Here is a 14,785-nt window from a genome sequence, read left to right on the forward strand (position 1 = left end):
AGCATGGAAAGGGCTGCATTCCAATCTGTGGATGGCAGCTCTTTCTTCTGATTGGAGGAAAGACAATGAAAGAGGTTTATTTATTTAGCGGATTTTTAGGAAGCGGCAAAACTTCCATGCTAGTAGATGTTTTGCGGCAGTTAAAAGAAGAGGGGCTGAAGCCTGCCGTCATCATGAATGAACTCGGGGAAATTCCTTTTGACTCCCAAGCAGTTGATGAAGACATTCCTTTGAAAGAAATTTTAGATGGCTGTATTTGTTGTACTAGAGGGGAGAAGACGGAAGCCCAAATTCAGTCATTACTGTATGAAGCGGATTTTGATGTATTGATTATTGAGACAACAGGAGCTGCCCATCCTGTGGAAGCATTGGATGCCGTATATTCCCCATTATTTGCAGATGAGTTGAACATCAAGGGAATTGTAACGGTTGCAGACAGCCGCCGATGGATGGAAAGGAATCAACTTTCTCCCCAAGCTAGAAGCCTCTTTTTGGAGCAAATCCGCCATGCTCATCTCATACTGGCCAATAAGTGCGATTTACTGACGGAAGCGGAGCAGGCAAAAGTGGTGTTTGAACTGCAAGGTGTGAATCCAAATGCTTTTATTTTGCAAACTAGCCATGGACGAGTGCCTTTAAAATTATTAAAGGGGTTGCAAGCAACAAAAGCCCAACAAGCAATAGAACCTGCTCAAATCGGCAAGCACCTACATCTAAGTTCAAGAGTCATTGAATTTAAAAGAAGTTTTTCCCAGGAAGAATTTGAAGCGTGGGTAAGGGAACTCCCGGCAACGGTATATCGGATGAAAGGATATGTGCCGATTGAAGGGATGCAGCATCCGATGTTGTTTCAATATGCTTATGGATTAGTGCAATGGCTGCCGGAATATATAAAAATGCCTCCAAAAATCGTGATGATTGGGGAAAATGTGGACTCTATTCCTGTCATTGGGGAAATGTAAAACTTGTAATGAAAATGGATGCCGGCGAAAATTTATTCAAAATCATCCATCATTTGATGGGTGATTTTTTTGGAATGACTGATTCATAGCAGAAAATGGTTAAAGATTTTTAATAAATAATTCCTTCTTCCACTTCCCATTGTTTCTTTAGCCCAATATGATAAAATCAGTGATGATAGCATAATGTAAACATCAAGAATGCAGTTTCATGAGAATAGGAGAATTACTGTGAACAAAAAAACCATTATTTTAACTGGCGGGGGAACGGCAGGGCATGTATCTTTAAACGAAGCGATTATCCCTGCTTTAGAAGAGGAGGGCTATTCCATTCATTACATCGGTTCCCATGATGGAATCGAAAAAGAGCTGATTTCGAAAAACTTTCCTGAAATTCCCTACCATGGAATAGCAAGCGGAAAATTAAGAAGATATTTTTCATTAAAAAACTTTACCGATCCATTTAAAGTGTTGGCAGGCATCGGCCAAGCATTTGCGATTATAAAAAAAGTAAAACCGTCCATCGTTTTTTCAAAAGGCGGTTTCGTTTCGGTTCCTGTTGTTATTGCGGCGAAATTATCAAATATTCCGGTTGTCATTCATGAATCCGATGTGACGCCAGGACTTGCCAATAAATTGGCCCAGCCTTTTGCATCGCACATTTTTACGGTTTTCAAAGAAACCTTAAACTATTTGCCGAAAGAGAAGGCGACATGCACCGGTTCTGTCGTTCGTGAACAACTATTTAAAGGAAATAAAATGCGGGGGCTTAAGCTTTGCGGATTTGAAACGAGAAAACCCGTTTTGCTTGTGATGGGGGGCAGTTTAGGTTCCGTAGTATTAAATGATGCAATTCGCAGCAATCTGCCTGAAATATTGAAGGATTTCAACGTCATCCATCTTTGCGGAAAAGGAAATGTGGACTCAGCTTTAATAGAGTTGAATGGATATAAACAATTCGAATATGTGACGACTGAATTGCCGGATTTAATCAGCGCAGCGGATTTTGTTGTATCAAGAGCAGGTTCCAACTCCATCTTTGAATTTTTGGCATTAAAAAAACCTATGCTTCTTATTCCATTATCCTCTGCAAAGAGCAGAGGAGATCAAATTTTAAATGCGACACTCTTTAAAAAACAAGGATTTGCGGAAGTGTTGGAAGAGGAACAATTGACGAAAGAAACGTTTATGGAATCTTTGCAAAGCTTAATAAAACATAAACAATCCATACTGGATGCAATGTCAAAAGCAGAAAGTCCTAAAACGCCAAAAGAAATGGTCCAATTAATATTACGGTATGAAAAATAAGAAATAAACACCAAATCTTCTTATTGATTTGGTGTTTATTTCTTTTTATTAAATAACCTGTTCTTCTTCATTTTCTTTTTCATGGGCTGTAACCAAGTAAAACAAATCTTTTGGGATTTTATATAAATCATATTTTGCTTCTCCGCTATTGATTTCCTCATATAAAGTTGGATGTAATTCATTTGCGCTGATTACATATTGCAACTTCAAGGAGGCACGTTTTGATTTTTCATTTTCTTTTCGGATTCTTAGAAATACTGTATGGAAATTGTATTTGAAAAAAATTTCGCTTAAAAATTCTCTTTTTGCTATTTGATTGTATCCCTTTCCTTGAAAAGGAGCCCCGATCCAAGTACCTAAAAATCCTGCTCCGTCTTGAATATCGTATAAACTGATCGTGCCAATCGGTTGTCCCCACTCATCAAGAATGGTTCTTGAAATTGTTTTCCCTAAAGCTTCTTCTTCGATAATCTGCTTTGTCATAAATAAATATTCCTCTGGGCTTGTTGCCTTGTGGCGGACATACGGGAAAACCGATGGATGGATCAGCAGCTGATACAATTCATTCGTTTCAAATAAGTCGCGAGGTTTTAGCATATAAACGCCTCCTTTTTTAGGATAACTTCAAAAATGCCAATCAACAAAGAATAAAATACTTTCCTAATAAAATAATAAAAATAATAAATATATAGCAATTGGCAGTCGACTAGTTTATCTTATACTAAATATAATCGAGTCTACAAGAATTTGTTTTTAAAAATACGGTATTTCCTGTGTACAGTTTGTGAACGTAATGAAACAATTTTATAAAAAAATAATTAATTACACAACTAATATACTTAGATAGGATACAGTTGGAAAGAATTGGCCTTATTATCGAATATATTAGACATTTTTTACGAAAATAAAAGAGACATAAAAATAACATATGCTATTACCAAAAAAAATTTACGGATAAAAAAATGCCACAATTTAAGCGGTTCTTAAACTGTAGCAATAAAGCAAAAATCCTCATGAAAAAGTGTTTGGGGTGTAATTATTAATTAACCATTTTTCATTAGGTTTAAACCTAAAAAAATTTTATTTTAAAAATATTTTAATCAAAAATTGTTCAAATCGTTGACATTTCGTTAAGAATACAATTTACAAGATGGATTGTACATTCAGAGCATAAAGGGAAGGGCATTTTCTTTATTCAATCTATAAAATTACACAAAATGATCGATATCTAAAAGGGAAGAAAAATAAATGATAAAACAGAAGCTGAATTGCTTGAAGTTGAATTTTCAAATGCTACAATTAGTAATGATTCCAAAAGTATGAATTTGAAAATGGATTCCCTAATTTTCTGTACATATAATGAACAAGAAAAAACAAAACAGAAAATTTTTCATTTTCAAATTTCTTTAACTGCAAATAATAATGATATGTGCTTTGATTTGAATTTTAGCCTTTTAAGGAATATTCCTTCATCCCCAAATAAACCTAAAATTATTGGAGGTGGTTGGATTTATCGGCAACTAAGAATTGTTAATTTAACAATTTTTGGTGCTTCATAACCCCTATCCATTACATGGATAAAAAAATTTTTTTCTTCCTTTAAAATTTTTCATTTAATTTTGTGAAAAATAGTTGTATTTTTTGTGAAGAGTAGTAAGATTGATATGGAAAAATGGTTCTTCTTAATCTTAATATAAATGAATATTAATAGAAGAATTTGAAAATTAAAACGGATTGCTATTCAGCAAAATTTGGAGGTTTTTCTCATGTCAAACAATGTTTTTACAGCTGGATCTCCTTGGTCAGCGTTTTCTGGTCCAAACTTAGGGTATTTAATGGAACAATATGATTTATTCCTGCAAAACCCAGAAGAAGTAGATGCAGAATTAGTTGAGCTATTCCAACAATACGGTGCTCCAGTATTAGAAGAAGCTTCAAGTAGTGCTCAAACAACTCAAACAGCTCAAACAGGAGACGTAAAAAAAGTATTGGCGGCTATTCGTTTAGCTGATGCAATACGCGCTTTTGGCCACTATGCAGCGGATGTATATCCACTTAAAGATCGGCCATTAGATTCTACAAAAATTGAGCCTACAACTTATGGATTAACAGATGCTGATTTGGCTGAACTACCTGCTTCGTTGTTCTTTAATAATAATGTTCCTGCAAACGTTTCCAATGGAAAACAAGCGGTAGAGTATTTACGTTCGCTTTATACAGACAAAATCGGCTTCGAATATGCCCATATAGAAAATGAATCTGAAAGAAATTGGATTCAATCTAAAATTGAGTCAGGTTTCTTTAAAGCAACATTATCTGCAGACGAGAAAAAGGCAGTTTTAGAACAATTAACACGTGTAGAAAACTTCGAAAAATTCCTTCATAAAACTTTTGTCGGACAAAAACGATTCTCTATTGAAGGATTAGATACACTTGTAGTTCTTATTGATGAAATTGTAAAATCTGCAGAACAAAATAAAATGAAATCATTGCAAATCGGTATGGCGCACCGCGGACGTTTAAATGTGTTGACTCATATCGTGAAAAAACCTTATGAAATGATGTTTGCGGATTTTGCCCATGTGCCAAACGATTATTTCTTCCCTAAAGACGGTTCAATCGAAATTTCAAAAGGTTGGACTGGCGACGTGAAATATCACATGGGAGCAACTTATTATAAGCCATCCGGTTTAACAGTCAAACTTGCTTACAACCCATCCCACTTGGAAGTAGTAAGCCCTGTTGTTGTGGGATCTACTAGAGCCGCTCAAGAAGAGACATCCAATTCCGGCGAACCAGTGCAAGATACTTCAAAAGCATTAGCTGTTATTGTTCACGGGGATGCTGCATTCAGCGGTGAAGGAATTGTACAAGAAACTTTTAACTTGGCAGGAACAAAAGGATTCACAACTGGCGGATCCATCCATATCATTTCAAACAACATGATTGGATTCACCACTGAATATTACGATTCCCGTTCAACACATTATTCATCTGACTTGGCAAAAGGATATGGCATTCCTGTTGTTCACGTGAATGCTGATGATCCAGAAGCAGTTATCCAAGTAGCGAAATTTGCTTTTGAATATCGCCAAACATTTGGAAAAGACATTTTAATCGATTTAATCGGTTACCGCAGATATGGACATAATGAAACAGATGATCCAACTGTAACGAATCCGCTTACTTACTTGCTAGTGGATAAACATCCAACTGTTCGCGCATTATATGGAGAACGTGTAGTAAATGAAGGAATCGTTTCAAAAGAATATGTAGAGCAGTTAGATAAAGATATTTATGCTGAAATGCAAAAATGCTACGACTACGTGAAAAAAGTCGGTGAAGAAAAAGGACCATTTGAAATTGAAATGCCTGAAGCGGTGAAACAGCCATATCCTGTAGTGGAAACAAGCGTTCCAGCAGATGAATTAAAACAAATCAATGAAGAATTGTTAGCATGGCCTGAAAACTTCGAGCCTCAAAATAAATTGGCAAGAATTTTAAAAAGACGTACAGAAGCGTTGGAAACAGGCAAAATTGATTGGGGTCATGCGGAAACACTAGCCTTTGCATCCATTTTACGCGAAGGAAATCCAATCCGCATTACTGGTCAAGATGCACAACGTGGTACATTCTCTCAACGCCATTTAGTGCTTCATGATAAAAACAACGGTTCTGAATGGACACCATTGCATAATATTTCTGGTGTTAAAGCATCCTTTAGTGTATATAACTCTCCATTGACAGAAGCGGCAATTGTTGGTTACGAATACGGTTACAATCTTGAAAATGAAAAAGCTTTAACAATTTGGGAAGGCCAATTCGGGGACTTCGCAAATATGGCTCAAGTAATGTTCGATAACTTCATTTCAGCTGCTCGTTCAAAATGGGGAATTAAATCAGGACTTGTTCTATTGTTGCCAAATGGTATGGAAGGCCAAGGTCCAGAACACTCTTCAGCACGCATTGAACGCTATTTACAACTATGCGCTGAAAACAACTGGATTGTTGCCAACTGCTCAAATGCAGGAAACTACTTCCATTTACTTCGCAGACAAGCAAAAATGCTTGGAACAGAAGCTGTTCGTCCATTAGTGGTGGCTACACCAAAATCATTGCTTCGCCATCCATTGGCAGCAGCAACTTTAGAGCAGTTATCTGAAGGCAAATTTGAAGAAGTCATTGAACAACCAGGACTTGGACAAAATCCTGAAAAAGTAGAACGCATCATTTTAGCATCAGGCAAAGTGACAATCGACTTGGCTGAAGCTGTAAATGATGGTGAAGGTTTCGACAAACTTCACATCATTCGCATTGAACAATTATATCCATTCCCAATGGCTCAATTAAAAGAAATCATTGCTCGCTACCCTAATGCAAAAGAAATCGTTTGGGTGCAAGAAGAGCCTAAAAACCAAGGGCCATGGAGATTTGCACTTGAATATTTACTTGAACTTGCTGAAGGCAAAAAAGTTCGCTATGTTGGTCGTCCAGAAATGTCTTCTACTTCTGAAGGCGACACTGATTCACATAAAGTAGCTCAAGCGAAAGTAATTTCTGAAGCTTTAGCAGATTTATAATTTTACACATTCTAGAATAGAGAAAAATAAGATTTGTGTGGAGAATTAAAGGAGGAACCTAAAGTGGCTGAGATTAAAGTCCCTGAATTAGCAGAATCGATTACAGAAGGTACCATTGCACAATGGGTGAAAAAAGTTGGAGATCGCGTTGAAAAAGGCGAATTCATCGTTGAATTAGAAACAGATAAAGTAAATGCAGAAATTATTTCTGAAGAAGCAGGCGTGTTAACGCAAATTTTGGCTCAAGAAGGCGACACTGTGCTTGTTGGCCAAACAATTGCAATTGTGGAACCAGTAGAAGGAGGGGCAGAACCTGCTCCAGCACCACAAGCAGAGCCAGCAAAAGAAGCTGTGAAAGAAGAGCCAGCTGCTCCAGCACAACCTGCTCAAGCAGCACCAGTTGTTGAAGAAACAACAAGCGGACGCGTTGTAGCTTCCCCTGCGGCTCGTAAACTTGCTCGTGAAAAAGGCATTGACTTGGCAGCAATTTCACCAGTTGATCCACAAGGCCGTGTTCGCGTTCAAGACGTTGCGGCACATGCGGCACAACCTGCTCAACCAGCAGCGCAACCTGCTCAACCAAAAGCACCAGCTGTTGCACCAGTTGACGATTCCCGCGTAACAGTTGAAAGAATGAGCCGCCGCCGTCAAACAATTGCAAAACGCTTGCTTGAAGTAAAACAAAGCACAGCAATGCTTACAACATTTAACGAAATCGACATGACAAACGTGATGGAACTTCGCAAACGCAAACAAGAACAATTTGTAAAAGAAAACGGCATTAAACTTGGCTTCATGTCATTCTTTACAAAAGCCGTTGTTGCAGCATTGAAAAAATATCCATATGTCAATGCTCAAATTGTTGGCGATGAAATCCATAAGTTCAATATCTATGATATCGGTATTGCCGTTTCTACAGAAGAAGGCCTAGTTGTTCCTGTAGTACGCGATGCAGATCGCAAAAACTTCGCTGAAATTGAAAGAGAAATTGCAGAACTTGCTCAAAAAGCACGTGAGAAAAAATTGGCTATTTCTGATTTGCAAGGTGGAACATTCACTATTACAAACGGCGGTGTCTTTGGTTCATTAATGTCAACACCGATCATCAACGGTACACAAGCAGGTATTCTTGGTATGCACTCTATTGTGAACCGACCAGTAGCTGTGAACGGTCAAGTTGAAATTCGTCCGATGATGTATGTAGCACTTTCTTACGACCACCGCATCATCGATGGAAAAGATTCTGTAGGATTCCTAAAAACTGTAAAAGAGTTAATTGAGAATCCAGAAGATTTACTTCTAAATTCTTAATAGCGTAGTACAGATATACTCCCCATCTAATTTCTTGGGGAGTATATTTAATGATTGCCTATGTATTATTGACAACTAAGTATAATTTACGGTATTCTTTTTGTAACAATTAAATAATTACTAGCCTCACTTTGTGGGGATAGAGGTGCGGTATTTATTAGGTTCTCATTTAGCTGAGCGAGCGATGAGGTGGGAAAGTAGGAAATACCGCCGAAGCATAGTTGCCTGCTCAAACAACTATGCTGGGGTTGCAGTGAATAACTGCAGCACTGTCTTACATAGTAAATATGTAAGGTGAGCTATCCAAAGTGGAACTAGGGGTATTTGTTTAACAATGATGCGACCTTAAGTTCTTCTTAGGTCGCTTTTTGTTTGCAATGCTGCTAAACGAAATAACAGACGGAATTAGGAGGAAGCTTATGAAAAAGAAACTTTGGACGTTGCTATTAACCATGATCACCATTCTAGTACTTGCAGCTTGCGGCTCAAGCGATGATTCAAACAGCGGTGATTCAAAAGATTCAGAAACTTCATCAGATTCTAAAGGTGTATTGCGCGTAGGAATGGAAGCAGCTTATGCGCCATTTAACTGGTCTCAAAAAGATGATTCGAACGGTGCAGTGCCAATTGCGGGTTCGAAAGAATATGCAAACGGTTATGATGTGCAAATTGCAAAACGCATCGCCGAAGGACTTGGTATGAAACTTGAAATTGTGAAAACAGATTGGGATGGATTGATTCCATCACTTCAATCAGGAGCCATCGACCTTGTAATTGCTGGTATGTCTCCTACACCTGAACGCATGGAAGTCATTGATTTTACGGATAACTACTATACAAGCGACTTTGTTATCGTTGTGAAAAAAGATGGTCCATATGCTAATGCAAAATCCATCCACGATTTTAAAGGAGCAAAAGTTACTGCTCAACAAGGGACAACTCACTATAATGTAATCGATCAAATGACAGGTGTTCAAAAACAAGTACCTGCTACTGACTTTGGTCAGATGCGTATTCAATTATCTTCTGGAGCTATTGATGCTTACATCTCTGAACGCCCAGAAGGAATGTCTGCAGAAGCTGCTATTGAAGGATTCACTTATATCGTTCCAGAAGACGGCTTTGAAGCAGATGAATCTGATACGGCCATCGCGGTAGGATTGAAAAAAGGTTCTGAATTAAAAGAAAAAATAAATGAAATCTTGGCAGGAATTTCTGAAGAAGAACGCCAACAAATCATGGAAGAAGCTATTAAAAATCAACCATCACAACAATAGTGTGGTGAAAGGTTGTCTTGAGTTTTTCAGTTTACAAGACAACCTTTTTCCATTTCCCACCCTTTACTTAAAACTTCAATGATGAGCAAAACTAAACTATGAACAAGGAGATTTCTTTATGTCTTTCTTAGAAACAGTATGGAATATTTTCCTGAATAACTGGGATCTCTTTTTACGTGGTGCATGGATCGCTTTAATTCTTGCCATTCTCGGCACCATTTTCGGAGCGATCATCGGTTTTTTCATCGGGATTATGCACACCATTCCAATGCCAAAAAAAACTTTTAAGACTGTTATATTAAAAATTATTAATTTTATACTAACTTGTTATGTGGAATTATTCCGTGGAACGCCAATGATGGTACAAGCTATGGTTGTTTTCTACGGATTGTACGCCATTGATATTCAATTAAACCGCTTCGTTGCCGGTTTAATCGTCATTAGTTTAAATACGGGAGCTTATATGGCGGAATATGTTCGCGGTGGTATTGTCTCCATTGATAAAGGCCAATTTGAAGCCAGTGAAGCCATTGGGATGAGCCACTTTCAAACAATGCTCTATATCATCCTTCCTCAAGTAGCTCGCAATATTCTGCCTGCGACTGGGAACCAGCTTGTTATGAATATTAAAGACTCTTCTGTATTAAGTGTTATCAGTGTTGTGGAATTGTTCTTTACGACAAACTCAGTTGCGGGAAGTACATATCGTTATGCGGAAGCTTTCTTGATTGCCTGCGTATTGTACTTTATTATGACGTTTACTGTAACGCGTATATTGTTATGGTTTGAAAAGAAAATGGACGGTTCAGATTCATATCGCGTTGAGCTTGTAACAGGCAACAAGCCAAAATTAGGTGGTGAGTAGCGAATGTCAATAGTCATCGATATACGGCATTTAAATAAAAGATTCGGCAACCATGAAGTATTAAAAGATGTGAACTTCCAAGTAAAAAAAGGGGAAGTGGTGACATTAATCGGTTCTTCCGGTTCAGGAAAATCCACATTATTGCGATGCATCAACTTGCTGGAAATTCCAACAGCTGGGGAAATTATTTTTAATGGCCAAAATATTTTGGATGAAAAACATGACAGAAAACAATACCGCACTCATTTGGGTATGGTGTTTCAACAGTTTAATTTATTCAATAACTTAGATGTGCTAGGAAACTGTACTATTGGTCAAATCAAAGTTCTGAAACGTTCAAAAGAAGAGGCTATAAAAAATGCCATGAAATATTTAACCGTTGTTGGAATGGACAAATTTAAACATGCAAGACCTCGCCAGCTTTCCGGTGGACAAAAACAGCGGGTAGCCATCGCAAGAGCGCTAGCCATGGATCCGGAAGTGATGTTGTTTGACGAACCAACTTCCGCCCTTGACCCGGAAATGGTAGGGGAAGTGTTGAAAGTAATGCGGGATCTTGCCAATGCTGGGAACACAATGCTCATTGTGACTCATGAAATGGAATTTGCAAGGGAAGTTTCCGATCGCGTGGTCTTTATGGACAAAGGAGTCATTGTGGAGGAAGGACCGCCTGAACAAGTGCTTGTCAATCCAAAACATGAAAGAACAAGAGAGTTTTTAAGACGTACATTAAATAAATAATTAAAAGGACCGTTTTCATTTTCAGGAAACGGTCCTTTTTAACTTACTTTATTTTGATATTCCTGAATATGGCTGGAGATAGCTGAATTAAATAGTTCAGGTTTTTCAATATTTGATAAGTGTCCTGCATTTTCAAAAATAATCAAGTTGGAAGATTTAATCATGTAGTGCATCAGATAGGCGTTTTGAATCGGCACTACCTTATCTTCTAAAGAACCGATGATCAGTGTTGGAACGTCAATGGAGAATAAATCATAAAAGTAATTTCTTCCTAAAGCTGATTGAATGGACCTAAAGTAAGTATCTTCCCGGATATAAAAGGCATCTTTCGCTAATTCATACACTTTTTTCTCTTTTGGATTGTATAAACATTTATTGATAAGACGTTCATTTAATTGGTCGATCGTATTTCTTTTCAAAAATCGTTTTGTTTTTTCAAGGGTTAAATTTCCAAACAATGTTGGTATATAATAAGTAGTATTACATAAAATAAGCGATTTCACACGTTTTTTAAAACGCTTACATATTTCTAATGCAACAATACCACCGAGAGAAAGGCCGACAAAATGCGCTTTTTCAATGTTTAAATAATCCAAAACTTCAATAATATCTTTTGCAAAGTATTCCACTTGAATATTTTCTTTTTCCGGAGAGTAACCATGTCCCCTTAATTCAATCATAATGAGACGATATCGCGTTGTCAGTTCCAGCTGCGGAGCCCAAGCCTGGATGCGATTGCCCAATCCATGAATAAAGACAATTTCCTCGCCTTTGCCGACATCCAAGTAGTTTAGCATCGTCATCACCTTTTCGAAAAGAGTTATAAATAGCTTAGGGATGGTGTACGCTATAGTTTTTTCCACTAATCCATTTTTATACATAATTTTGGAAAAGCAGATCGGTTTATTCCTATTATATGTAAATTACACAGAAGTGTGTTAGACAGCTGTCCTCATTATCAAATTTTAGGGGAAAATGGAGAATCGGTATCTTCAGGCTGGGACAAATTTGAAATCTTTTATGTATAAACTCTAGAATTTGATGTTATAATGATAGACGATAGATTAAAGAAAAGAGAGGGTATGAGTATGCTAAATCTGAAATGGAAGGATGCACCTACCATCCGTAAAGTCAAATGTGTGAATACAAATGCCAAAAAATATTTAGTATCCAATGTGTTAACGGTTGGAAAAGAATATGAAGTAAAAAATGAAACAGAAGAATTTATTTTCATTATTGATAACACTGGTAAAGTGGGCGGATATTATAAAGAGTATTTTGAATAAAAAAATCGAGGCTGGGACAAATCTAAAAAAACATCATTTTCTCCAAGGAGAAAATGATGTTTTTTTGATATGTTATTAAAATTGATTTCCGTTCCGGGGACGCTTTCCGCGGGCCCTCCTCTGAGTCATTCCTTCGCTCCTCGTGGTCTCGAGAGGGCTCGTCGCAGGAGTCGCCCCGTCACTCCAATCAATTTTTCGTTAGTTCAATTTTTTATCAAAACTCTTTCAACTGCCCCTTTCATTTTTTGTTTATGTCCCAGCCTCTTTATTTTTTTCGATTGCATGAATGGTTTTTTCAAACACTTGCTGTTTTTCGTTTTGATCTTTTTGGATTTTTAATGTTTCTTCAATTGATTCAATGAGTTGGTATTGAGTTTCTTTTAATTGTTCCAAGTCAGCATGTTCGGCATTGTTAATAGTTTCAGCCATTTTTTCAGAAGCATTGGCCAGACGTTTCGTAGTTTCATTAGCCCGATGTTGGCGATTGAGGTTGACGAGCATGGAAATTTGTGATTGCCATAACGGGATGGTCGATAAAACGGAAGATTGGATTTTTTCAATGAGCATTTCGTTCGTTGATTGAATCATCCGAATTTGAGGAGCTGTTTGCAACGAAATTTCCCTTGATAATTGCAAGTCATACATGCGCCGGTCTAACCATTCCACTGCATTCCGCATATCGGCTAATTTCTGTTCCAATAACGGGTTGTTCAAGTCGCCCCCTTTTTCTAATCGCTGGATTTCCTTTAAAACATCCAGTTTTTTCATTTCTAAGGCCGCGATATGTAAATGAATGTGTTGAAAAAATTCTTCATTTTTTTCATAGACTTTATTTAACAGTTCATTATCAGATAATAAATTTTTCTGCGCTCGCCTTAAATGAACGGTTAAACGGTCGATTTGCACACTTAAACGATGATATTGGGAAACCAGTTGTTGAATCGGTTGTTTCCGCTTAAATAATTTGCCGAACAAGCCTTTTGCTTGGACTTTAAAATCATCTAAATGAATGGAATCTAATTGTTCAATCAACTGGGATAAAATTTCACGAATCGGTGACGTATCGCTCCTTTGCACTTCTGTTAATAATTGATGGGTAAAATGTTTTAAAGAATTTTGAACCTCTTCTCCAAAACGAAGGATCGTTTCATATCGAGTAATATCCAATTGGCTTGCTAAATATAATGCTTTAGACTGCTCTTCTTGCGTGAGGGTAGGGAAGATATTTGCATCCCTTAAAGAAAAAGAGCTCCCATCATTATTTGAAATGGCTTCTAAAGATGATTGTGAGCTCTTTTTCAAGTTCATTGGTCTTCCCTCCGAAATTCAATTTGCTGCTGTTTCTTTTCTCTTTCCATTTTGACATAATCCAACTCTAACTTTAAATTCTCAATATCCGCACTAAGAGCAGCTTTTAAATCCTCTTCCATTGTGTCTTGCAAGCTTTTCATGGCTTTCCGCGCTTCTTCTAGGGCGAGGTTCACATCTCTATCTTTGATTTGCTGTTGCACGAGCATTGTATAATTTTTGCTAAGTTGCACTGCTGATGGAAGATGGGAATAAAAAAATTCTTCTACGGTGTAAAATTTTTGCGGATTTGCTTGAACGATATTCACAATTCGTCTTGATAATTTCGTCATTTCATTAATCAATTTAAAGGATCGGATGGAACGCACCCGAATATATTGTTGAGTTAATGAATTGATATGACTTCTAGCCTGCTTTATTTGCGATTCAATTAAAGAATATTCTGAGCGAGTCAGGCCAAATGCTTTTGATTTTTTATATTTTTGAACGTTTTTGATGCTGACATTGCTGATTATATATATCAATATGGCTGCAATAATTGAAAACCATCCGTCGACTATATCAAAATAATCTAATAATACGACTGAAATGATGGTAAATAAAAAATTTAATAAATGGCGCACTAAAAAATTCGTTAACCCCAGCATAAACTGACCTCCTTGCGTTCTTAGTATAATTACGTATGGTGGAGGGGAAAAGTTTCAAAACGGATTAATTTCATCATACAACTTTTATCATACTTTTCAAATATGAAAATGAGGATGTCCTAAAAGCATAAAACTTTCAGGACATCCTCTCTTATATAGACAACCTCAAAGATAGCGCCTCAAATTGGCTTTCCAGACGCCGCCATTTAAACAATATCAATTTCCATTTTCTCATAACCTTTAAAATGGTCAAACATTTCAATGGAAAATAAATTAGATGCCTTTTCATCCCTTGTTCCTTTTTGCACAAAACGAACAAATTCATCAATTGAAATTTCTTTTCCTTCCACTTCGATTTCAAGAAGGTTGTTTTCGTTGATTCTGCAATATCCCTTCAATCCTAATGTCTGCGCTTTTTGTTTAATGAAAAAACGGAGACTAATTTCATTATTTAGGTAACCATTACAAAGGATGCGCACTCTTTTTGCCATCGATTCCACCTA

14 protein-coding genes and 1 riboswitch are annotated in these 14,785 nt (G+C 37.1%); of the genes, 9 read left to right on the top strand and 5 right to left on the bottom strand.

Annotation, left to right across the window (positions count from 1 at the left end):
• Positions 1-65 precede the first annotated feature (65 nt).
• The gene (locus DKZ56_RS09110) at positions 66-962 is read left to right on the top strand and encodes a CobW family GTP-binding protein (protein WP_208649699.1); all 897 of its coding nucleotides are present in this window, start codon (positions 66-68) and stop codon (positions 960-962) included.
• Positions 963-1,190: 228 nt separating this feature from the next.
• Entirely contained in the window at positions 1,191-2,267 is a 1,077-nt protein-coding gene (locus DKZ56_RS09115) for an undecaprenyldiphospho-muramoylpentapeptide beta-N-acetylglucosaminyltransferase (protein ID WP_208649700.1), read from the top strand.
• Between the two features lie 48 nt (positions 2,268-2,315).
• Here the strand turns inward: DKZ56_RS09115 and DKZ56_RS09120 are convergent, their stop codons facing one another.
• Positions 2,316-2,864, bottom strand: coding sequence for a GNAT family N-acetyltransferase (locus DKZ56_RS09120; RefSeq protein WP_208649701.1), 549 nt, complete (start codon positions 2,862-2,864; stop codon positions 2,316-2,318).
• Positions 2,865-3,535: 671 nt separating this feature from the next.
• On the opposite strand from DKZ56_RS09120, the gene DKZ56_RS09125 reads away from it, so the two are divergent.
• From DKZ56_RS09125 to DKZ56_RS09150, 6 genes are all read left to right on the top strand, one after another.
• On the top strand, positions 3,536-3,826 hold the full coding sequence (locus DKZ56_RS09125; RefSeq protein ID WP_208649702.1) for a hypothetical protein: 291 nt from the start codon (positions 3,536-3,538) through the stop codon (positions 3,824-3,826).
• A gap of 207 nt (positions 3,827-4,033) precedes the next feature.
• Positions 4,034-6,847 carry a 2-oxoglutarate dehydrogenase E1 component gene (locus DKZ56_RS09130; RefSeq protein WP_208649703.1) on the top strand — a complete coding sequence of 938 codons (2,814 nt, stop codon included), beginning with the start codon at positions 4,034-4,036 and terminating at the stop codon, positions 6,845-6,847.
• A 63-nt stretch (positions 6,848-6,910) separates the two neighbouring features.
• Positions 6,911-8,158, top strand: coding sequence for a 2-oxoglutarate dehydrogenase complex dihydrolipoyllysine-residue succinyltransferase (gene odhB / locus DKZ56_RS09135; RefSeq protein ID WP_208649704.1), 1,248 nt, complete (start codon positions 6,911-6,913; stop codon positions 8,156-8,158).
• A gap of 132 nt (positions 8,159-8,290) precedes the next feature.
• A riboswitch (Lysine riboswitch) is annotated at positions 8,291-8,468 on the top strand.
• Between the two features lie 109 nt (positions 8,469-8,577).
• Positions 8,578-9,435: a transporter substrate-binding domain-containing protein gene (locus tag DKZ56_RS09140; protein ID WP_208649705.1), complete on the top strand. Its 858-nt coding sequence runs from the start codon at positions 8,578-8,580 to the stop codon at positions 9,433-9,435.
• Between the two features lie 118 nt (positions 9,436-9,553).
• A complete protein-coding gene (locus DKZ56_RS09145) occupies positions 9,554-10,300 on the top strand; it encodes an amino acid ABC transporter permease (protein WP_208649706.1) in 747 nt (248 codons plus the stop codon).
• A gap of 3 nt (positions 10,301-10,303) precedes the next feature.
• Positions 10,304-11,041: an amino acid ABC transporter ATP-binding protein gene (locus tag DKZ56_RS09150; protein WP_208649707.1), complete on the top strand. Its 738-nt coding sequence runs from the start codon at positions 10,304-10,306 to the stop codon at positions 11,039-11,041.
• Between the two features lie 38 nt (positions 11,042-11,079).
• Here DKZ56_RS09150 and DKZ56_RS09155 read toward each other — a convergent pair whose 3' ends face one another.
• Positions 11,080-11,838, bottom strand: a complete 759-nt coding sequence (locus tag DKZ56_RS09155; RefSeq protein ID WP_208649708.1) for an alpha/beta fold hydrolase — start codon at positions 11,836-11,838, stop codon at positions 11,080-11,082.
• A gap of 291 nt (positions 11,839-12,129) precedes the next feature.
• On the opposite strand from DKZ56_RS09155, the gene DKZ56_RS09160 reads away from it, so the two are divergent.
• Entirely contained in the window at positions 12,130-12,327 is a 198-nt protein-coding gene (locus DKZ56_RS09160; RefSeq protein WP_208649709.1) for a DUF6501 family protein, read from the top strand.
• A 249-nt stretch (positions 12,328-12,576) separates the two neighbouring features.
• Here DKZ56_RS09160 and DKZ56_RS09165 read toward each other — a convergent pair whose 3' ends face one another.
• The 3 genes from DKZ56_RS09165 to DKZ56_RS09175 all read right to left on the bottom strand — a co-directional run bounded on the left by DKZ56_RS09165 (position 12,577) and on the right by DKZ56_RS09175 (position 14,773).
• On the bottom strand, positions 12,577-13,635 hold the full coding sequence (locus tag DKZ56_RS09165) for a toxic anion resistance protein (RefSeq protein WP_208649710.1): 1,059 nt from the start codon (positions 13,633-13,635) through the stop codon (positions 12,577-12,579).
• Complete coding sequence (locus DKZ56_RS09170) at positions 13,632-14,282, bottom strand: 5-bromo-4-chloroindolyl phosphate hydrolysis family protein (protein ID WP_208649711.1); 651 nt, start codon at positions 14,280-14,282, stop codon at positions 13,632-13,634. The genes DKZ56_RS09165 and DKZ56_RS09170 overlap by 4 nt, the downstream gene beginning before the upstream one ends.
• 206 nt (positions 14,283-14,488) lie before the next feature.
• Positions 14,489-14,773: an acylphosphatase gene (locus tag DKZ56_RS09175; RefSeq protein WP_208649712.1), complete on the bottom strand. Its 285-nt coding sequence runs from the start codon at positions 14,771-14,773 to the stop codon at positions 14,489-14,491.
• Positions 14,774-14,785: the final 12 nt, after the last annotated feature.

It is taken from the genome of Ureibacillus thermophilus (assembly GCF_004331915.1).
GTDB classification, from domain to species: domain Bacteria; phylum Bacillota; class Bacilli; order Bacillales_A; family Planococcaceae; genus Ureibacillus; species Ureibacillus thermophilus.

Excerpts from the sequence above, each read along its gene's own strand:
- DKZ56_RS09110 (WP_208649699.1), top strand. The coding sequence starts at position 66 with ATGAAAGAGGTTTATTTATTTAGCGGATTTTTAGGAAGCGGCAAAACT.
- DKZ56_RS09120 (WP_208649701.1), bottom strand. The coding sequence starts at position 2,864 with ATGCTAAAACCTCGCGACTTATTTGAAACGAATGAATTGTATCAGCTG.
- DKZ56_RS09130 (WP_208649703.1), top strand. The coding sequence starts at position 4,034 with ATGTCAAACAATGTTTTTACAGCTGGATCTCCTTGGTCAGCGTTTTCT.
- DKZ56_RS09140 (WP_208649705.1), top strand. The coding sequence starts at position 8,578 with ATGAAAAAGAAACTTTGGACGTTGCTATTAACCATGATCACCATTCTA.
- DKZ56_RS09145 (WP_208649706.1), top strand. The coding sequence starts at position 9,554 with ATGTCTTTCTTAGAAACAGTATGGAATATTTTCCTGAATAACTGGGAT.
- DKZ56_RS09150 (WP_208649707.1), top strand. The coding sequence starts at position 10,304 with ATGTCAATAGTCATCGATATACGGCATTTAAATAAAAGATTCGGCAAC.
- DKZ56_RS09155 (WP_208649708.1), bottom strand. The coding sequence starts at position 11,838 with ATGCTAAACTACTTGGATGTCGGCAAAGGCGAGGAAATTGTCTTTATT.
- DKZ56_RS09160 (WP_208649709.1), top strand. The coding sequence starts at position 12,130 with ATGCTAAATCTGAAATGGAAGGATGCACCTACCATCCGTAAAGTCAAA.
- DKZ56_RS09165 (WP_208649710.1), bottom strand. The coding sequence starts at position 13,635 with ATGAACTTGAAAAAGAGCTCACAATCATCTTTAGAAGCCATTTCAAAT.
- DKZ56_RS09170 (WP_208649711.1), bottom strand. The coding sequence starts at position 14,282 with ATGCTGGGGTTAACGAATTTTTTAGTGCGCCATTTATTAAATTTTTTA.
- DKZ56_RS09175 (WP_208649712.1), bottom strand. The coding sequence starts at position 14,773 with ATGGCAAAAAGAGTGCGCATCCTTTGTAATGGTTACCTAAATAATGAA.